We start from the raw sequence: 18,620 nt of genomic DNA on the forward strand, positions 1-18,620 counted from the left end.
CGAGCGTTGACGTCCTATAGGACGTCAACGCTCGGACGTTACGAAGGTTTCGACCTGCTCACCACACTGATTGAGGCGGCCCCAGACGTGATTCCTGACCTGACGCCCGGCGCCCCGGCGCCCACCACCACGATCGTGCACGCCGTCGGCGGACCGGGCGCGCAGTGGTGGCGGCACGCCGTCATCTATCAGGTGTACCCGCGGTCCTTCGCGGACGCCTCGGGCGACGGGATCGGCGACCTGCCCGGCGTCACGGCGCACCTGGACCACCTCGCGACCCTCGGGGTCGACGCAATCTGGCTCTCGCCGTTCTACCGCTCCCCGCAGGCCGACGCCGGGTACGACGTCGCCGACTACCGGGACGTCGATCCGATCTTCGGCACGCTCGCGGACTTCGACGTGCTGCTCGAGCGCGCGCACGCCGCCGGGCTGCGAGTGATCGTGGACCTGGTCCCGAACCACACCTCCGACGAGCACGCCTGGTTCTCCGCGGCGCTCGCCGCCGGTCCGGGCAGCCCCGAACGCGCGCGGTACCTGTTCCGCCCGGGCAACGGCAAGGGCGGCGCGACGCCGCCGAACAACTGGACCTCCCTGTTCGGCGGGCCGGCGTGGACGCGCGTGCCCGACGGCGAGTGGTACCTGCACCTGTTCGACACCCGCCAGCCGGACCTCGACTGGGAGAACCCCGAGGTGCGCGCCGAGTTCGAGAGCGTGCTGCGGTTCTGGCTCGACAAGGGCGTGGACGGCTTCCGGGTCGACGTCGCGCACGGCCTGGTCAAGGAGTCGGGCCTGCCCGACTGGGCCGGCCAGGCGTCGATGATCGAGGGCGTCGAACGACTGCCCGACGCCGCCGACCCGGCCGGCGCCGTTGGCGACACCGAGCGGATGGTGGGCGACAGCGGCCCGATGTTCGACCAGGAGGGCGTGCACGACATCTACCGGGCCTGGCACAACGTCCTCGCCGAGTACGACGGCGATCGCGCGCTGGTCGCCGAGGCGTGGGTCGAGCCGCTCGAGCAGCTCGCTCGGTACGTGCGCCCGGACGAGATGCACCAGGCCTTCAACTTCTCCTTTCTCGCCGCCCGGTGGAACGCCCCGGCGCTCCAGGAGGTCGTGACCGCCTCGCTCGCCGCGAGCGACGCCGTCGGCGCACCGACCACCTGGGTGCTGTCCAACCACGACGTCGTGCGACACACCTCGCGGCTCGGGCTGGTGAAGGCCGGTTCGCGGCCGACGGGGATCGGCCACGGCGACGAGCAGCCCAACGAGGCCCTCGGCCTGCGCCGTGCGCGCGCCGCGACGCTTCTCATGCTCGGCCTGCCGGGTTCCGCCTACCTCTACCAGGGCGAGGAGCTCGGGCTGCCCGAGCACACCGCGCTCGACGACGACCTCCGCCAGGACCCGGCGTGGTGGCGCTCCGGGCACAGCGAGCGCGGTCGCGACGGGTGCCGGGTGCCGCTGCCCTGGGCGAAGGGCGAGGCCGGCTTCGGCTTCTCACCGACGGGCAAGACCTGGCTGCCGCAGCCGACGTCGTGGGCCTCGTACGCGCTCGACGCCCAGCAGGGGGTGCCGGGCTCGACGTACGAGCTCTACCGCGAGGCACTCACGCTGCGCCGCGACCTCGAGCTCGGCACCGGGTCGCTGGCCTGGGTCGACGGCATGGCTCGGGCGAGCGGGAACGCGGTGGTCGCGTTCGTCAACCGTGACGTGCTGGTGCTTGCGAACCTGGGCACCGACCCGGTCGCCCTCCCGCACGGCGCCGACGTGCTGCACGCGAGCGCCGCTCTGCACGCGGCCGGCGGCGTCCGAGTCGTCCCCAGCGACACCACGGTCTGGGTCCGCGTCGCCCCCGAACAGGGTCACTGAGCGCAGACTGCGCACATCACCGTCGACTGCGCACATCCGATGTGCGCAGGAGGAACCGATGTGCGCAGTCTGCGCGTTCAGCCGCCGCTGCGGGTTCAGCCGCCGCGGTCAGCCGCCGGAGACGCTGAGCTCGGCCTCGGCCAGGCTGCGGGCGAACTCCTCGCTCAGGTCGCGGGAGGCTAGCCAGCCCTCGGGCAGGGAGACGCGCTTCGGGGAGCCGGCCCGGCCGCGGGGGCCCTCCGAGGGCTCGCCGGGGTACGGCTGGTCGAGGTCGAGGGTCGCGAGCAGATCCTCGAGCTCGGTCAGGGTCGAGACGAGCCCGAGCGAGCGGCGCAGGTCCCCGCCGACGATGTACCCCTTGAAGTACCACGCCATGTGCTTGCGCATCTCGCGCAGCGCCTTGCTCTGCTCTCCGAAGTGCTCGACCATCAGCTCGGCGTGCCGGTGCACGACGCCGGCGACCTCGCGCATGCCCGGGCGCACCCGCGCGTCCGACCCGGCGAACGCCGCCGCCAGGTCCGCGAACAGCCACGGCCTCCCCTGGCAACCGCGCCCGACGACGACGCCGTCGCAGCCGGTCTGCGCGACCATCGCCACGGCGTCCTCGGCCGACCAGATGTCCCCGTTGCCGAGCACCGGGATGTCGGTGACCGCCTCCTTGAGGCGCGCGATCGCCTCCCAGTCGGCGGTGCCGGAGTAGTAGTCGGCGGCGGTGCGCGCGTGCAGCGCGACCGCGGCGATGCCGACGTCCTGGGCGACCTTGCCGGCCTCGAGGTAGGTGAGGTGGTCCTCGTCGATGCCCTTGCGCATCTTGAGAGTCACCGGCACGCCGTACGGGGCGGCGGCGTCGACGGCCGCGCGCACGATCGAGGCGAACAGGTCCCGCTTCCAGGGCAGCACCGCGCCGCCGCCCTTGCGGGTGACCTTGGGCACGGGGCAGCCGAAGTTCAGGTCGATGTGGTCGGCGCGGTCCTCCGAGGCGATCATCCGGACCGCGGCACCGACGGTCGCGGGGTCGACGCCGTAGACCTGCACCGAGCGCGGTCGCTCGTCGGGCTCGTGCGAGATGATCCGCATGGACTCCTCACCGCGCTCGACGAGCGCGCGGGACGTGACCATTTCCGCGACGTACAGCCCGGCTCCGCTCTCGCGGCACAGCCGGCGGAACGCGGCGTTGGTCACCCCGGCCATGGGCGCGAGCACCACGGGGGTGTCGATGCTCAGCGGCCCGATCCGCAGGGGCGGGAGCAGGCGGGTGGCGATAGCAGTCACCGGATCATTGTCGCGTACGTCGGGCTCGGCCCCTGGGCGACGACCGCGCGGGCGCCCCCCGGAGGGCCGTGCGCGCGTGTCGGCGAGCGCCGCGGCGTTAAGAAACCCTGACGGTCCGCGGCCTCACGGGACCGCCGGCCGGGCCGATCCGAATCGCAGAGGATTCCCGAGGTATCAACCGGATTCAAGGAGTAGAAATGCGTTTCACCGTAGGTCGGAAGCTGGCGCTGCTCGTTGTCGCCGGACTGGTGCTAGCCGGCACCATCGGCGGGGTCAGTGTGCTGAGCGGGAGCAAGATCAAGTCGGCAAGCGAGCTGACGACGTCGCTCAACGCCGTCAACAGCAGCCTGGCCGAGCTGGACATGCGCGAGAGCGACACCCAGATCGCCGAGCGCGACATGCTGCTGGCGACGAACGATGCCGCCCGCAAGACGGCGTCCGGCGAGCTGGACGTCGTCAAGGCGCAGGTCGACGCCGCCTGGTCGAAGGTCGACGCGCTCAGCGTGCCCGCCGCCTTCGGGCGCAGGCTGGACACCGTGCGCGTGGCGTACAAGGCCTACCTGGACGAGGTCACCGCGCAGATGCGGGTCCTGGCGGCGATCGACCCGGCCGGCCCGCAGGCACTGCCGGCGCTGACCACGGAGCGCGAGCGCGCGAACGCGGTCCAGGCAAAGATCACCGCCACGCGAGAGGACCTGGGAGCTCGCGTGGCCGCGGCCACGCGAGCGTCGCACTCGGCGATCGCGCGGCTGAACGCCGTCGTCGCGATCGCGCTGGTCGTCGGGATCGCGCTCCTCGGCGGCCTTTCACTGCTGGTCGGCCGCTCGATCACCCGCCCGCTCGCGCTGCTCGTGGCTGCGCTGCGCAAGGTTGCCGCGAAGGACCTCACCGCCGAGGTCACGGTGCACAACAGCGACGAGATCGGGGTGATGGCCGGCGCACTGTCCGAGGCCCTCGGCGCGATCCGCGCTGCGATGTCCTCCATCGGGGAGACGTCCACGACGCTCGCCGCGGCCTCGGAGGAGCTCACTGCGATCTCCACCCAGCTGGGCAGCGGAGCCGAGGAGACGTCGTTGCAGGCGAACGTGGTCGCGGCCGCCGCCGACGAGGTCTCGGCGAACGTGGGCACGATGTCGGCGGCAACGGAGGAGATGACCGCGTCGATCAGCGAGATCTCCCGCAGCGCGGCGTCGGCGGCCGGGGTGGCGACCGGCGCGGTCGGGACCGCGAGGCTCACATCGGAGGCCGTGCAGCGCCTGCGGGAGGCGAGCGGTGAGATCGGGGACATCCTCAAGGTCATCAACACGATCGCCGGGCAGACCAACCTGCTCGCGCTCAACGCCACGATCGAGGCTGCGCGGGCCGGCGACGCCGGCAAGGGCTTCGCGGTCGTCGCCGGTGAGGTGAAGGACCTGGCGCGGGAGACCGCCCGGGCCACCGAGGACATCTCGCGCAAGACCCTCGCGATCCAGACCACGACCGCGGAGGTGGCCGAGGCCATCGGGCAGATCGCGGACGTGGTCAGCCAGATCAACGAGCTCCAGGGCACGATCGCCGCGGCGGTGGAGGAGCAGTCGGCCACCGCGTCGGAGATCAGCCGCAGCGTCGGTCAGATCTCCGAGGGCACCGGCCAGATCGCGGAGAACATCCAGGGCGTGGCGACCGCGGCCGGGTCGACCTCGCAGGGCGCGGGCGTGACCCTGCAGTCGGCCGGCGACCTGGCCGGCACCGCGACCAGCCTGGACCAACTCGTCCGAACCTTCACCTTCTAGCCCGCGTCCGCCGACGCTGGAGGGTCCCGGTCAGGCTGTCCGCTCTGTCCGCCTCAACTTCTCGTCCGGGCAGCCGATCTCATTCTCAGTCGCGGCGGTAGACGTCGGTCGGGAGCCACACGAGGAGTTCAGATGCTGCGTTTCATCGCGAGGACCGACGGGCCCGCCGGGGCGGTCGGGATGCTCGCCGAGGCAAAGGCGAACGTCGACGCCGTGACGGCGGTGGTGAGCACGCTCGCCGGCACCCGGACGATCAAAGAGGCGGTCAGCGCCGCGCTCGACCTGGTGCGGCAGCGGTTCGGGTGGGCGTACGGCTCCTACTGGGTCATCGACCCGGTCGGGGGCGCCCTGCGCTTCGCCCAGGACTCCGGTGAGGTGGCCGAGGAGTTCCGGCGGGTGACCCTCGAGGCGTCGTTCAAGGAGGGCGTCGGGCTCTCGGGGCGAGCGTGGAAGGCCCGCGACCTCGTCTTCGTCGCAGATCTCGGCGAGCTCCGGGACTGCGTGCGGGCACCCGCCGCGCAGCGCATGGGGGTCAAGTCCGGCATCTGCTTCCCGCTGATGGAGGACGGTGTGGTGACCGGGACGATGGACTTCTTCGCGATGGAGACCGTCGAGCTCTCCGAGCAACGGCTGGCAACGCTGCGCAGCATCGGTATCCTGGTGTCGCAGGCCATCGAGCGGATCGCGACCGCCGGGCGACAGCGAGACGCCAGCCGCGACATCGACGCCGTGAACCGCGTGATCCGGGACCTGACGAGTGCCGACAGCGGCAAGGACGCGCTGAACAAGGCCCTGAACACGGTCCGCGAGGGCTTCGGCTGGGCGTACGGCTCCTACTGGGCGGTCGACCAGTCCGACCACGCCCTGCACTTCGTGCAGGAGTCCGGGGACGCGGGCAACGAGTTCCGGGAGGTCACCCGCAAGGCCTCGTTCGCGGAGGGTGTCGGCCTCGCGGGTCGGGCCTGGAAGACGCGTGACCTGGTCTTTGTGGCCGACCTGGCGAAGCTCACCGACTGCGTCCGCGCCCCGGTCGCCGGTCGGGCCGGGGTCAAGTCCGGGGTGTGCCTGCCCATCCTGGTCGGCGGCCAGGTCATCGGCACCATGGACTTCTTTGCCACCACCACCCTGACCCTCTCGACCGGACGCGAGGATGCCCTGCGCAACACGGCCTTCCTGCTCGGACAGTCGCTCGACCGGCTCGCCGCCGACGAGCGCCTGCGGACCGCCGGCCGCGAGCTGGTCACGTCGATCCAGGAGGTGGAACGCAACGTCCTGGCGGCGACGTCGGTCGCGAACGAGGGTCAACAGCTCGCCGAGGAAGCCAACCGCAACGTCGCCGGGCTCGGGGTCTCGTCCACCAAGATCGGCGAGGTGGTCAAGGCGATCCGGGCGATCGCGGCCCAGACGAACCTGCTCGCCCTGAACGCGACCATCGAGGCGGCGCGCGCCGGCGAGGCCGGGCGCGGGTTCGCCGTCGTCGCCCACGAGGTCAAGGAGCTGGCCAACGAGACCGCGGCGGCGACCACGGAGGTCGGCGACAAGGTCCAGACCATCCAGCAGCAGGTGCAGGACGTGGTCCGCTCGCTCGCCGAGATCCGCGGCGTCGTCGATCGCATCAACGAGACGCAGACCACCATCAGCGGCGTCCTGACAGAACAGGTAGCCGTAACCCAAGCCATCCTCGGCACCTAACGCCGAGAGCGGAGTAACCGCCCCCGGAAACCGCTTTCTAGGGGCGGTAACTCCGCTCTCGGCGGAGTCTGGAGGGGCTAGAGCCAGCTGTTCTCGGCGGCCTTGCCTGCTCGCCGCCCGAGCACTTACCGACGCGGCGGTCGGCGAGGGCGAGGATCCCGGCCCGCGCGAGCACCTCCTCGACCGGGCGAGTGTCGGCGAACAGCGACGCGGTCAGTCGGACGGTCTCGGCGACCGTCAGGTCCTTCAGGAGCCCGCCGGTCTGCATGACCGCGGAGATCCGGCCGCGGGCGATCGCCTCGGCGGGGGTGCCGCCGAAGACCGCGACGGAGCCGCCGTCGGGCCGCGCGAGGGGCGAGCATCAGGTCGATCGTGGTGGTCTTCCCGGCCCCGTTCGGGCCGAGGAAGGCGACGATCTCGCCCGGCTCGATGCGCAGGCTGATGCCGTCCACGGCGCGCACCGCCCCGAAGCTCTTGTGCAGGTCAACCAGTTCCAGGGCGGGCACCGGCCGACCGGTGCGCCGGGCGAGGTCTGGATCGGCGGCGGGCGAGGTTCTCATGGGGTCGATCCTGCCCGACGGCGGCCGCGCTCCCCTGGTCCGCCCGTCACGACCTGCCGGTGACAGATGTCACGGGCGGGGCCGCCCCCGCCCGGTTCTGCAAACTTGGCCGCGTTCTGCAAACTCCCGGAGTTTGCAGAACGCCGGTTAGTTTGCAGAACGCGGACAGGGGTGAGGGTGGGGTTAGGCGCCGAGGAGGCGGGCGGCCAGGTAGCTGGCGACCTTGTCCAGGGCCACTCGCTCCTGGGTCATGTCGTCGCGGTGGCGGATCGTGACGGCCTGGTCGTCGAGGGTGTCGAAGTCGACCGTGATGCAGAACGGGGTGCCGATCTCGTCCTGGCGACGGTACCGGCGCCCGATCGCGCCGGCGTCGTCGAACTCGACGTTCCAGTAGCCCCGCAGCTCGGCCGCGAGGTCGCGGGCCTTCGGGGACAGGGCCTCGTTGCGCGAGAGCGGCAGCACCGCGGCCTTCACCGGCGCGAGGCGCGGGTCGAGCTTGAGCACGGTCCGCACGTCGACGCCGCCCTTGGTGTTCGGCGCCTCGTCCTCGGTGTAGGACTCGACGAGGAACGCCATCAGCGACCGGGTCAGGCCCGCGGCGGGCTCGATGACGTACGGCACCCAGCGCTCGTTCTTGGCCTGGTCGAAGTAGGACAGGTCCTGCCCCGAGTGCTCGGTGTGCGTCTTGAGGTCGAAGTCGGTGCGGTTCGCGACGCCCTCGAGCTCGCCCCACTCGCTGCCCTGGAAGCCGAACCGGTACTCGATGTCCACGGTCCGCTTGGAGTAGTGCGAGAGCTTCTCCTGCGGGTGCTCGAACAGGCGCAGGTTGTCCGCGGAGATGCCCAGGTCGGTGTACCACTTCTGGCGCGCGTCGATCCAGTACTGGTGCCAGGTCTCGTCCGTACCCGGCTCGACGAAGAACTCCATCTCCATCTGCTCGAACTCGCGGGTGCGGAAGATGAAGTTCCCCGGCGTGATCTCGTTGCGGAAGGACTTGCCGATCTGCCCGATGCCGAACGGCGGCCGCTTGCGCGACGTCGTGACGACGTTGGCGAAGTTCACGAAGATGCCCTGGGCGGTCTCGGGCCGCAGGTAGTGCAGGCCGGACTCCTCCTCGACGGGGCCGAGGTAGGTCTTGAGCATCATGTTGAAGTCGCGCGGCTCGGTCCACTGGCCGCGCGTGCCGCAGTTCGGGCAGGCGAGGTCCGCGATGCCGTTCTCCGGCTCGCGGCCCTTCTTCTCGATGTACGCCTCGATGAGGTGGTCCGCGCGGAACCGCTTGTGGCAGCTCGTGCACTCGGTCAGCGGGTCGGTGAAGACCCCGACGTGGCCCGAGGCGATCCAGACCTGGCGGGGCAGGATGACCGCGGAGTCGAGCCCGACGATGTCGTCGCGGCTCGTGACCATCGTGCGCCACCACTGCTTCTTGATGTTCTCCTTCAGCTCGACCCCGAGTGGACCGTAGTCCCAGGCCGATCGGGTGCCTCCATAGATCTCCCCCGACGGGAAGACGAAGCCACGGCGCTTTGCCAGGGAGATGACGGAATCAAGACGAGAGGGAGGAGCCACGGAGTAATCACCTTCACACAGGACCCCGACCTGGCTGGGCGGGGTGGACCCCACAGGTTACCCGGGCGACCGCGATCCCTGGGGCCCGCGCGGACTCCTCGATCCGCCCGATCTGGACAGTCGTTTTGACAATGATTCTCACGAGCGTGAGAATCATCGTCATGCGACGACCCCTGCTCATCCTGTCCGCCGTCGCCACCGTCTCCCTCGTCCTGTCCGGCTGCGCCTCTACGGCGTTCGGAGACGAAGGGAACAAGGCCGGTGTTCAGGTCCTCGCCTCGTTCTACCCGCTGCAGTACGTGGCCCAGCAGGTGGGCGGCAAGCTCGTCGACGTGAGCTCCCTGACGCCGCCCGGCGCCGAGCCGCACGACGTCGAGCTGTCCCCCCGCGAGGTGCGCACGGTGAGCGAGGCCGACGTCGTGGTGTACCTCTCGGGGTTCCAGGCCGCGGTCGACGAGGGCGTCGCCGCGCGCCAGCCGACGAACGTCGTGAACGCCGCCCACACCGCCGACCTGGTCGCGTGGGCGCACCCCAAGCGCGGGGAGGGCACGCTCGACCCGCACTTCTGGCTCGACCCGCACCGCCTCGAACGGCTCGCCGGCCCGGTCGCCGCGGCGCTCACCAAGGCGGACCCGAGCCACGCGGACACCTACGCCGCGAACGCCAAGAGGCTCGAGATGTCCCTCACGGACCTCGACACCAAGTACAGGACCGGCCTCGCGAGCTGCAAGGACCGCACGATCGTCACCTCGCACGAGGCGTTCGGCTACCTCTCGGACCGCTACGACCTGTCACAGGTCGGCATGTCGGGCCTCGATCCCGACGCCGAGCCGTCACCGGCACGCCTGCGGCAGATCCGCGACCTCGTGCGGAAGAAGGGGGTCACCACGATCTTCTCCGAGCACCTCGTCAGCCCGAAGGTCGCCCAGACCCTCGCGGCCGACCTAGGCGTCAAGTCCGCCGTCCTCGACCCGGTGGAGAGCCTGACCGACCCGCGCTCCAACTATCGTGACGTGATGCTGAAGAACCTCAGCGTCCTGCGCACGGCCCTGGACTGCAAATGACGAAGCCCGCGCCGCCCCCGGCCGTCCTCGCGCGCGGCGTGCGCGTCAGGCTGGGCGGGAACGTCATCCTGCGCGACGTCGACCTGACGGTCGCGGACGGCGAGGTCGTCGCGCTGCTCGGCGCGAACGGTTCGGGCAAGTCGACCCTGGTGCGGGCGCTGGTCGGCGCGGTGCCGATCGAGTCCGGCCGGATCGAGCTGCTCGGCGCGCCGCTCGGGCGGGCCGTCCCGTGGGACCGCATCGGGTACGTCCCCCAGCGCGTGAGCGCCGCGACCGGGGTGCCGGCCACAGCGGGCGAGGTCGTCGCCTCCGGGCTGCTGCACGGCCGGCGGCTGCGGCCGCCACGGCACTCACGCGAGACGGTCCGCGGCGCGCTCGACCTCGTCGGGCTCACCCACCACGTGGACCGCCCGGTGCGCGAGCTCTCCGGCGGCCAGCAGCAGCGCGTGCTGATCGCGCGGGCGCTGGTCCGCGACCCGGCCCTGCTCGTGCTCGACGAACCCGTGGCCGGCGTCGACCTGCCCAGCCAGCAGGCGTTCGCGGACACGCTGCGGGCCCTGACGGCGCGCGGCCGGACGGTCCTGGTCGTGCTGCACGAGCTCGCCGCGCTCGCGCCCCTGGTTCAGCGCGCCGTCGTGCTGCGCCACGGCGCCGTCGTGCACGACGGCGCCCCTCCCTCCCCCACCCGCGAGCACGGAGAGGCGGACCACGACCACGTGCACCCGCACGACACGGAGGACTATCGCGCCGACACCGGCGTGGCCGGGCTGAGGTGGGAGCCGTGATCCTCAACGAGCTCGTCGGCATGCTCGGCGACCCCCTGATGCAGCGCGCGCTGACCGCGGCGCTGCTGGTCGGCCTCGCCGCGCCGGTGATGGGCACCTACCTCGTGCAGCGCAAGCTCAGCCTGCTCGGCGACGGCATAGGGCACGTCGCGCTGACCGGGGTCGCCCTCGGCTGGCTCGTGGGCAACCTGATGGACCTCGCGCCGCACGACATCCTCGCGGTGCCCGGCGCGGTGATCACGGCCGTCATCGGCGCGGTGGTGATCGAGCTGGTCCGCGAGCGCGGCCGGACCAGCGGCGACGTGGCCCTGGCCCTGCTGTTCTACGGCGGGATCGCCGGCGGCGTGCTGCTCATCTCGCTCGCGGGCGGCACCAACGCGAACCTGATGGCCTACCTCTTCGGCTCGATCTCGACGGTGTCCAGCACGGACCTGTGGCTGACCGTGATCCTCACCGCGATCATCCTGGTGGTCGGCGTCGGGCTGCGCACCGCGCTGTTCGCGGTCTGCCACGACGAGGAGTTCGCCCGCGCGGCGGGCCTCCCGGTGCGCTTCCTGAACATCACCATTGCGGTCATCGCGGCGCTCACCGTGACCGTCTCGATGCGGGTCGTCGGACTGCTATTGGTGAGTGCACTCATGATCGTGCCCGTCGCCGTTGCGCAACTGGTGTCGGGTTCGTTCAGACGCACGATGGGCCTGGCGATGGGGATCGGGGTCACGGTGTGCGTGACCGGGCTGTCGATCACCTACTGGAACGACCTGTCCCCCGGCGCCACGATCGTGGTGCTCGCGATCGGTGTGTACACGGTGGTCGCGCTGCTCGCGCCGCTGCTGCGGCGGCCCCGGCCGCACGATCCGCACCCCGCCGTGCCCGACGACGTGAGCGTCGAGGCCGCAGGGTGAGCGCACTGCGCGACCTCCTCGAGGCGCATGTTGCCCGCGGATCGGTGCCGGGAGCGGTCAGCCTGACGGCCCGCGGCGACCGGGTGGAGGTGGAGGTCGCCGGTTCGGCCGATATCGAGCGCGCAATCCCGATGGCGAGGGACTCGATCTTCCGCATCGCCTCGATCACCAAGCCCATCACGGCGGCGGCCGTGATGGTGCTGGTCGACGACGGCCGCCTCGCGCTGGACGACGCCGTCGACGCGTGGCTGCCGGAGCTCGCCTCGCCCGTGGTGGTGCGCACCCCCGCGAGCCCCGTGGACGACGTCGTGCCGGCGACCCGACCGATCTCCGTCCGCGACCTGCTGACCGGACGCACGGGTTACGGCTTCGCGTCCGACTTCGCCCTGGTCAGTCGTTCCCCGAGTTCCTCAGCGAGCGCGTGCTCGAGCCGCTCGGCATGGTCGACACCGGCTTCGAGGTGCCCGCGGCCACGCGGGACCGGCTCACCAGCTACTACCGGGCGGATCCGGCCGGAGGCTTCCAGCTGGCCGACGGCCCGGACTGGCAGTGGAGCCACCTGCCGCCGTTTCCCGCCGGAGCCGGCGGACTGGCCTCGACCGTGGACGACTGGTTTCGCTTCGCCCGCATGATCCTGGGCGACGGGGCCGTCGACGGTCGCCGGCTGCTGTCACCGGAATCGGTCCGGCAGATGACCACCAATCACCTGACCGCCCCGCAGCGCGACATCGGCACGCGGTTCCTCGGGGGCCAGGGCTGGGGTTTCGGCGGATCGGTCGACGTCGAGACCATCGACCCCTGGAACGTGCCGGGCCGCTACGGCTGGGTCGGTGGCACCGGAACGACCGCGCACATCACCGGAGTCCACCGGTTCGGTCGACATCCTGCTCACGCAGGTCGCCGCGACCGGCACCGACCCGTCCGCGATCATCCGCGACTTCTGGGCGCACAGCGCACCCACCCGATAACCCGCATCGGGGCACTTGCGTCCCGAGGTCAGTCCGGTGCGCGGATCGCGGGCACCAGCTGGTCGCGGATGTCGTGGATGACGACGCTGACCAGGGCCAACGCACTGGCGTTCTGCTCGAAATGGTGCGCGCAGAAGGCGAGCGGGCCCCCGGCGGTCATCACCAGCACGAACGCGCGGTGCCCGCAGCTCGCGCACCGTTCGTATGCCATGTCCGCCGCCGCGGGCGGCGCGACCGTCTCGATCGGTACCCGTTCGGGGGCCTCCTCGGGGCGCATCGGGTTCATGGTGTCTCCTGTATCGGGCGAGCAAGTTGCCGACCATATCGGTAGGAACTGGCCCATCTTTAGCGAAATGATCCGCGGGTGAGGGCCAGTCCCGGGTTTCGGAGCCGGTTACTGTTCCGCCGGTGCGGAGCATGTGACAGATGTGCATGGAGACGACTCGAAGGTCCGTCGAATCGGTCCCACGGTTCACTCGGGCACCATGCTCCGCACCGACGGAATCCTGCCGTCTCGGGCGAGCGGCAGGCCGCTGATTTCGTCACCGACGGTGGACTCATCATCGGCGGGTCGATGCCGATCCTGCAAAGATGCACCCGACCGGCTCAGCGTCTTCCCGCCAAGCGCCGACGGCGCCGCCGTGGAGCCTCAAAGCCAGGGTTGCCTGGGTTGTTCTCTGGCTCAGCCTGACCCGGTCTGTCCGAATCGGCCGGACCACCTCGTCCAGCCAGGCGAGCGCGGCGCCCGGCAGGTCCGATGGCTTCAGGACGAGCGGCCCGCTCTGCTACGACGTGCCCTGCCCGCCCCGGAGCGCGAGCAGCCGGCCGGTCGCGCCGAACTCCTCGAGGACGCGTGTCGGCGGCGGGGTCGCGGTCCACGGGGTCGCGGTCCACGGGGACGGACCGCCGTCGGGCATCGCCGGGGCCTCCGTCAGGCCTTGCGCGGCTTCACGCGGCGCGCGACCAGCCGGGCCTGCGCGCGGGCGTAGTCCACGTCGACGTCGTGCACGAGGGCGACGCCCATGCGGCGCTTGGTGAAGCTCTCGACCTTGCCGAACAGCCGCAGGTCGCTGTTCGGGACGCGCAGCGCGTCGTCGACCCCGTCGAAGACGATCGCGGGCGCGTCGACGCCGCCGTAGATGACCGCACTCGCGCCGGGGGTCCGCAACGTGGTGTCCACGGGCAGACCGAGGATCGCGCGGGCGTGCAGCTCGAACTCGTTCTGGCCCTGAGTGACCATGGTGACCATGCCGGTGTCGTGCGGGCGCGGGCTGACCTCGTTGAACCAGACCTGCTCGCCGCGCACGAAGAGCTCGACGCCGAAGACGCCCTGGCCGCCCAGGTTCTCGGTCACCGCCCGGGCGATCTCCTGGGCGCGCAGACGCGCGGCCGCGGGCATCGCGTGCGGCTGCCAGCTCTCGACGTAGTCGCCGCCGACCTGGCGGTGCCCGATGGGCTCGCAGAAGTGGGTCTCGACCTCGCCGCCGGTGCCGGAGGCCCGCACGGTGAGCTGGGTGATCTCGTAGTCGAAGTCGACGAACGCCTCGACGATCACTCGCCCGCGCTTGGTGCGGCCGCCGGCCATCGCGTGGTCCCAGGCCGCGGGCACGTCGGCGGGCCCGTCGATCTTGCTCTGCCCCTTGCCGGAGCTGCTCATGACGGGCTTGATCACGCACGGGTACCCGATGCCCGCGCCGCCGTCGTCCGTGCCGTCGATGGCGGCGGTCAGCTCGGCGAGGGAGTCGCAGAACCGGTACGGGCTGGTCGGCAGGCCCAGCGTCTCGGCGGCGAGGCGGCGGATGCCCTCGCGGTCCATGGTCAGCCGGGTGGCGCGCGCGGTCGGGATCACCCGCACGACGCCCTCAGCCTCCAGCGCGACCAGCGCGGCGGTCGCGATCGCCTCGATCTCCGGCACGACGACGTCGGGCCGCTCGGCCAGGATCAGCGCGCGCAGGGCGTCCGGGTCGGACATGTCGACGGTGCGGGCGTGGTGCGCGACCTGGTGACCGGGCGCGTTCGGCCTGGAGTCCACCGCGATCGTCTCCACACCGAGGCGCTGCAGCGCGATCACCACTTCCTTGCCCAGCTCACCGGCACCCAGGAGCATCACGCGGATCGCCGACGGCGAGTAGGGGGTGCCGAGCGGTCTCATGAAGGGTCGGGCCTTTCCGTCTGCGAGCGCGTGAGTGCGCGAGGGAAGAGCCTGCCACGGGTTGGGCGGGTGAGAGTTCGGGCGCAGGTGCTTTGAGACCGCCGTTGCTTTGGATCGCACGTGCTTTGGATCGCCGTTGCTCTCGGCTGCCGGCGCTACGGGGCGATTCGCTTGATGGGATACGGCGCCAGGTCGCGCTCCCACTGCTCGACGGCGGCCATGAGGTCGGCGGGGTCGAGCGTGAGGGTGACGAAGAACGAGTAGAGCGGGAACCCGCCGGCGGCGCCGATCGGTGGCTCCGGCAATGCTTCGAGGGAGAAGTGGACCCGGAGGTGGACCATCGCCTCGGCTCGCGCCGCGACGGAGAATCCGAGGTTCGGCTCCAAGAACAGCAGCAGCCCGTCGCTCTCATCCGCGCCGTCCGACGACCAGGGCTCGACCGTGTCGGACTCGACGTCGGCCAGCCAGGACGTCAGCCTCGCGTCGTCCCAGATCGGGACCGCGCCGTCGGTCGTCGCCGCGCTGCGCAACCAGGTCGTCAACTCGCGGGCCTCCGACGTCAGCAGGCTCGGCTCGGTCCACGACCACGCCCGACCTTCCGCGGTACGGACCGAACCGTCGATCACCAACCAGTTGGCGTCGTACTCGTCCTGCGCCTCGCGATCGCTCGCCACCGGGAACTCGTACCCGACCACGCTCAGCTCGACGATCGCCCCATCACTCGACATCAGCCTCATCGAGCACCATCATCCCGGACCGGATGAGCGGATCTTGACCGGCGTCTGTTCGCAGAGACAGGGCTACATCCGGCGAGCCGGGGTGACCCCTCCGCAAGGGGCTGCGGTGCGGAGGGACGCGCGAGTGACAGATGGTGACCGTGAGACAGAAATGGGTGTCACATCGTCCCCACCTGTCACTCCAGTCCCACGCGCGTCCCTCCACACCGCGAGCCGAACCGAAGACCGAGCCGTTCGACTACTGAGTCGGCGTCACCGGAACCAGGGCGGCCAGGAGGCTTTGCTCGCGGGGTGCGGGCAGGCCGGCCGGGCGGGGGCGGTCGAGGCCCTCCCGCTCTTCCCAGCGGAGCAGGTCGCTGAGCAGGTCCGCACGCGGACGATGCCGCAGCCCCGCCGCGACTGCGGCAGCCCCTGACCTGTTCGAGAACCCCTCCCAGCCCGGCTCGACGATCCACATCGGCAAGGAGGCCGGACCTGCGAGCTCGGCCACGCCCTGCGCGAGCAGCCAGCCCGCAGGCGCCGGCACGAGCGGCCCGCGGTGTCCGCCTACCGCGCGGGACAGCTCGATCCACCGGGCAAGCGGCAGGACGGGGCCGACGGCGTCGTATGTGCCCGTGGTCCCACCCAGCGCGGCGTCGAGCACCCACGAGGCGAGGTCCCGGATGTCGACCACCTGGGTCGGGACGTCGGGCGAGTCCGGGACCAGCATCGGAGCCAGCGGGTCACGCGCCGCGCGGGCAACCCAATACCCCGAGCGGCCGGTGTGGTCGCCCGGCCCGCCGATGAGCCCGGGCCTGATGACGAGCAGCCGGTCCCCGACGACGTCGCGCGACGCCAGCTCGCACGCGACCTTCGCCTCGCCGTACTGCGCGCGGTCGACGTCGTCGCGGTCAGCCGCCGCGAGCAGCGCCGCGCCCTCGTCGGCACCAGGTTCGCCGTGCGAGGCGTACACGCTCACCGACGAGACATACGTCCAGTGGCGGGCCCGCCCGTGCAGCGCCGCCAGCGCCTCGCGGACCCAGCCGGGCTGCCAGGACAGCTCGATCACGGCGTCCCAGTCGTGACCGAGAAGCGCGTCGTAAGCGCAGGGCTCCTGCCGGTCGGCGCTCACCAGGACCGCGCCCTCGGCGACCGGACCGCTCTGGCCGCGTGCGAGGCAGGTGACCGAATGTCCCCGCGCCACCGCCTGCCGGCTCAGCTCGCGCCCCAGCCACGCCGTACCGCCCAGCACCAGCAGGTTCATGCGCGCCAGTGCACCATCGCTCGAGCGCGGTCGCCGCACGGTTCACCGCCGGCGTAACCAGACCGCCCGCCCGCTCGCCGAGAGCTCCAGCGCCGCGGACGCCGACCAGGCGCGTTCCCGCGGGAACGCCTCTGTCGATCGCCATCGAACTGGGAGTTGTTGTCCTCGCTCGAGCGAAAAGACAGCAACGACTCCCAGTTCGACGCCCGGCTGGCGCGGCTCGTGCGTTCCAACGGGATTGGGGTCAGGCGGGCGGCGAGCTGGTCACTGGGCCCCGGACAGGTCGACCGCACCGCCGTAGCGCCGGTCCCGCCTGGCATAGGTCTCGACCGCGCGCCACAGGGACCGGCGGTCCACGTCGGGCCAGTACTCGTCGAGGAACACGTACTCGGCGTACGCCGCCTGCCAGATCATGAAGTTCGACGTGCGCTGCTCCCCCGACGTGCGCAGGAACAGGTCGACGTCGGGCAGGTCCGGCTCGTCCAGGTACGCCGCGACGGTCTTCTCGGTGACCTTCTCCGGGTCGAGACGGCCGGCGGCGACCTCGCGGGCGATCGCCTTGGCGGCGTCGGCAACCTCGGCGCGGCCGCCGTAGTTCACGCACATGGTCAGGGTGCAGACGTCGTTGCTGCGGGTGAGCTCCTCGGCCGTCTCCAGCTCGGTGATGACCGAGCGCCACAGGCGCGGACGGCGGCCGGCCCAGCGGACCCGCACGCCCCAGTCGTTCATCACGTCCCGGCGGCGGCGCAGCACATCGCGGTTGAAGCCCATCAGGAACCGCACCTCGTCGGGCGAGCGCTTCCAGTTCTCGGTGGAGAACGCATACGCGCTGACATGCTTGACGCCGATCTCGATCGCCCCCGCGACGACGTCGAGCAGCGAGGCCTCCCCCGCCTCGTGGCCGGCAGTCCGGGGCAGACCGCGCGCGTTGGCCCACCGGCCGTTGCCGTCCATCACGATCGCGACGTGCTGCGGGACGAACTCGAGCGGGATCGCCGGCGGGCGCGCTCCGGACGGGTGCGGCGGCGGCGGCACGACGACGTGCGGGGTCGTCCGCCCGGCGCCGGTCTGGGTAGTGCGGGCCATCAGACCCTTTCGACGAGGCGAAGCGAGCGCAGCTGGCGCTCCAGGTGGAACTGCAGGAACACCGCGACCAGACCGTCGGCCTCGCGGCGGTGCCGTTCGTCGCTCGCGTCGACGGCCGGCCACTCGCCGCTCAGCAGCGCCGCGAGCAGCACGAACGTCTCCGGCGCGGGCGACGCGGCGCCCGGCGGCCGGCACGAACCGCACACCGCCCCACCCTGCGCGACGGCGAACGAGTGGTGCGGTCCGGCCCGACCGCAGCGCGCGCAGTCGGTGAAGCTCGGCGCCCAGCCCGCGATCGACAGGGCCCGCAGGAGGTAGGAGTTCAGCACCAGGCCCGGGGCGTGCGCGCCCTCGGACAGCGAGCGGACGGCGCCGACGAGCAGCCGGAACTGGGGCAGCGCGGGCTCCTTCTCGGCCTCGACCAGCCGCTCGGCCGTCTCGAGCATCGCGGTGCCGGCGGTGTACATCGCGTAGTCCTCGCACACGCGCCGGGCGAACGGCGAGATCGTCTCGACCTGGGTGACGATGTCGAGGCTGCGCCCGGCGTGCAGCTGGACGTCGACGAGCATGAACGGTTCCAGGCGCGCCCCGAACCGCGAGGACGTGCGGCGCACGCCCTTGCCGACCGCGCGCACCTTGCCGTGCTCGCGGGTCAGGAGGGTGACGATGCGGTCGGCCTCACCCAGCTTCTGGGTGCGCAGCACGATCCCCTCGTCGCGATAGAGGCTCACGCCCCCATTCTTCCCTGCCGATCGCACGGCCGCCGCCACCCCACGCTCCCCGACGCCCCCGAAACCCCGCCAAGCCCCAACGGGACAGCGGACCACCGCCAGAACCCGCAGACTGCGCACATCCGTGCCCGCTGCGCACATCCGATGTGCGCAGCAGACGCCGATGTGCGCAGTCTGCGGTTTGGGTGCCGGGCCCGACGGCGGGCCGCGCCGGCGGG

At 71.6% G+C, this 18,620-nt stretch carries 17 protein-coding genes and 3 pseudogenes; 9 read left to right on the forward strand and 11 right to left on the reverse strand.

Annotation, left to right across the window (positions count from 1 at the left end; translation table 11 throughout):
• Window positions 1-90 precede the first annotated feature (90 nt).
• Complete coding sequence (locus tag VIM26_RS14090) at window positions 91-1,866, forward strand: glycoside hydrolase family 13 protein (RefSeq protein ID WP_414696491.1); 1,776 nt, start codon at window positions 91-93, stop codon at window positions 1,864-1,866.
• A 108-nt stretch (window positions 1,867-1,974) separates the two neighbouring features.
• On the opposite strand, the gene dusB is transcribed toward VIM26_RS14090, so the two are convergent.
• Entirely contained in the window at window positions 1,975-3,138 is a 1,164-nt protein-coding gene (gene dusB, locus VIM26_RS14095; protein WP_331952228.1) for a tRNA dihydrouridine synthase DusB, read from the reverse strand.
• Between the two features lie 197 nt (window positions 3,139-3,335).
• Between dusB and VIM26_RS14100 the strand changes: the two genes are divergently transcribed.
• Both VIM26_RS14100 and VIM26_RS14105 read left to right on the forward strand, forming a co-directional pair.
• Window positions 3,336-4,910, forward strand: a complete 1,575-nt coding sequence (locus VIM26_RS14100; protein ID WP_331952230.1) for a methyl-accepting chemotaxis protein — start codon at window positions 3,336-3,338, stop codon at window positions 4,908-4,910.
• Window positions 4,911-5,042: 132 nt separating this feature from the next.
• Window positions 5,043-6,602, forward strand: a complete 1,560-nt coding sequence (locus VIM26_RS14105; protein WP_331952232.1) for a GAF domain-containing protein — start codon at window positions 5,043-5,045, stop codon at window positions 6,600-6,602.
• A 37-nt stretch (window positions 6,603-6,639) separates the two neighbouring features.
• On the opposite strand, the gene VIM26_RS27095 is transcribed toward VIM26_RS14105, so the two are convergent.
• The 3 genes and pseudogenes from VIM26_RS27095 to VIM26_RS14115 all read right to left on the reverse strand — a co-directional run bounded on the left by VIM26_RS27095 (window position 6,640) and on the right by VIM26_RS14115 (window position 8,731).
• Complete coding sequence (locus tag VIM26_RS27095) at window positions 6,640-6,897, reverse strand: hypothetical protein (protein WP_414696492.1); 258 nt, start codon at window positions 6,895-6,897, stop codon at window positions 6,640-6,642.
• A 103-nt stretch (window positions 6,898-7,000) separates the two neighbouring features.
• Window positions 7,001-7,162 (reverse strand): annotated as a pseudogene (locus VIM26_RS27100) (ABC transporter ATP-binding protein); the annotation flags it as partial.
• Window positions 7,163-7,345: 183 nt separating this feature from the next.
• Entirely contained in the window at window positions 7,346-8,731 is a 1,386-nt protein-coding gene (locus VIM26_RS14115) for a glycine--tRNA ligase (protein ID WP_331952234.1), read from the reverse strand.
• Window positions 8,732-8,877: 146 nt separating this feature from the next.
• Between VIM26_RS14115 and VIM26_RS14120 the strand changes: the two genes are divergently transcribed.
• The 6 genes and pseudogenes from VIM26_RS14120 to VIM26_RS14140 all read left to right on the forward strand — a co-directional run bounded on the left by VIM26_RS14120 (window position 8,878) and on the right by VIM26_RS14140 (window position 12,453).
• Window positions 8,878-9,795 carry a metal ABC transporter substrate-binding protein gene (locus VIM26_RS14120; protein WP_331952236.1) on the forward strand — a complete coding sequence of 306 codons (918 nt, stop codon included), beginning with the start codon at window positions 8,878-8,880 and terminating at the stop codon, window positions 9,793-9,795.
• Window positions 9,792-10,580 (forward strand): ABC transporter ATP-binding protein, encoded by a 789-nt coding sequence (locus VIM26_RS14125; RefSeq protein ID WP_331952238.1) that lies wholly within the window; start codon window positions 9,792-9,794, stop codon window positions 10,578-10,580. The genes VIM26_RS14120 and VIM26_RS14125 overlap by 4 nt, the downstream gene beginning before the upstream one ends.
• Before the next feature lie 20 nt (window positions 10,581-10,600).
• Window positions 10,601-11,485, forward strand: a complete 885-nt coding sequence (locus tag VIM26_RS14130) for a metal ABC transporter permease (RefSeq protein WP_331952258.1) — start codon at window positions 10,601-10,603, stop codon at window positions 11,483-11,485.
• Window positions 11,482-11,841, forward strand: a pseudogene (locus VIM26_RS27105) (serine hydrolase domain-containing protein); the annotation flags it as partial. The gene VIM26_RS14130 and the pseudogene VIM26_RS27105, both read left to right, overlap by 4 nt.
• An 83-nt stretch (window positions 11,842-11,924) precedes the next feature.
• A pseudogene (locus VIM26_RS27110) lies at window positions 11,925-12,281 on the forward strand (serine hydrolase); the annotation flags it as partial.
• 34 nt (window positions 12,282-12,315) lie between these two features.
• Window positions 12,316-12,453 (forward strand): hypothetical protein, encoded by a 138-nt coding sequence (locus tag VIM26_RS14140; RefSeq protein WP_331952242.1) that lies wholly within the window; start codon window positions 12,316-12,318, stop codon window positions 12,451-12,453.
• A gap of 28 nt (window positions 12,454-12,481) precedes the next feature.
• Here the strand turns inward: VIM26_RS14140 and VIM26_RS14145 are convergent, their stop codons facing one another.
• From VIM26_RS14145 to recO, 7 genes are all read right to left on the reverse strand, one after another.
• Window positions 12,482-12,739, reverse strand: a complete 258-nt coding sequence (locus VIM26_RS14145) for a DUF7455 domain-containing protein (protein ID WP_331952244.1) — start codon at window positions 12,737-12,739, stop codon at window positions 12,482-12,484.
• A gap of 499 nt (window positions 12,740-13,238) precedes the next feature.
• The gene (locus tag VIM26_RS14150; RefSeq protein ID WP_331952246.1) at window positions 13,239-13,370 is read right to left on the reverse strand and encodes a hypothetical protein; all 132 of its coding nucleotides are present in this window, start codon (window positions 13,368-13,370) and stop codon (window positions 13,239-13,241) included.
• 14 nt (window positions 13,371-13,384) lie between these two features.
• Window positions 13,385-14,605 (reverse strand): formate-dependent phosphoribosylglycinamide formyltransferase, encoded by a 1,221-nt coding sequence (gene purT / locus VIM26_RS14155; protein ID WP_331952247.1) that lies wholly within the window; start codon window positions 14,603-14,605, stop codon window positions 13,385-13,387.
• A 155-nt stretch (window positions 14,606-14,760) separates the two neighbouring features.
• A complete protein-coding gene (locus tag VIM26_RS14160) occupies window positions 14,761-15,333 on the reverse strand; it encodes a WapI family immunity protein (RefSeq protein ID WP_331952249.1) in 573 nt (190 codons plus the stop codon).
• Between the two features lie 247 nt (window positions 15,334-15,580).
• Window positions 15,581-16,585: an oxidoreductase gene (locus VIM26_RS14165; RefSeq protein ID WP_331952251.1), complete on the reverse strand. Its 1,005-nt coding sequence runs from the start codon at window positions 16,583-16,585 to the stop codon at window positions 15,581-15,583.
• A gap of 264 nt (window positions 16,586-16,849) precedes the next feature.
• The gene (locus tag VIM26_RS14170) at window positions 16,850-17,671 is read right to left on the reverse strand and encodes an isoprenyl transferase (RefSeq protein WP_331952253.1); all 822 of its coding nucleotides are present in this window, start codon (window positions 17,669-17,671) and stop codon (window positions 16,850-16,852) included.
• Window positions 17,671-18,402: a DNA repair protein RecO gene (gene recO / locus VIM26_RS14175; protein ID WP_331952255.1), complete on the reverse strand. Its 732-nt coding sequence runs from the start codon at window positions 18,400-18,402 to the stop codon at window positions 17,671-17,673. Before recO ends, VIM26_RS14170 begins: the two co-directional genes overlap by 1 nt.
• Window positions 18,403-18,620 lie beyond the last annotated feature (218 nt).

Source organism: Pengzhenrongella sp. (assembly GCF_036565025.1).
Taxonomy (GTDB): Bacteria; Actinomycetota; Actinomycetes; order Actinomycetales; family Cellulomonadaceae; genus Pengzhenrongella.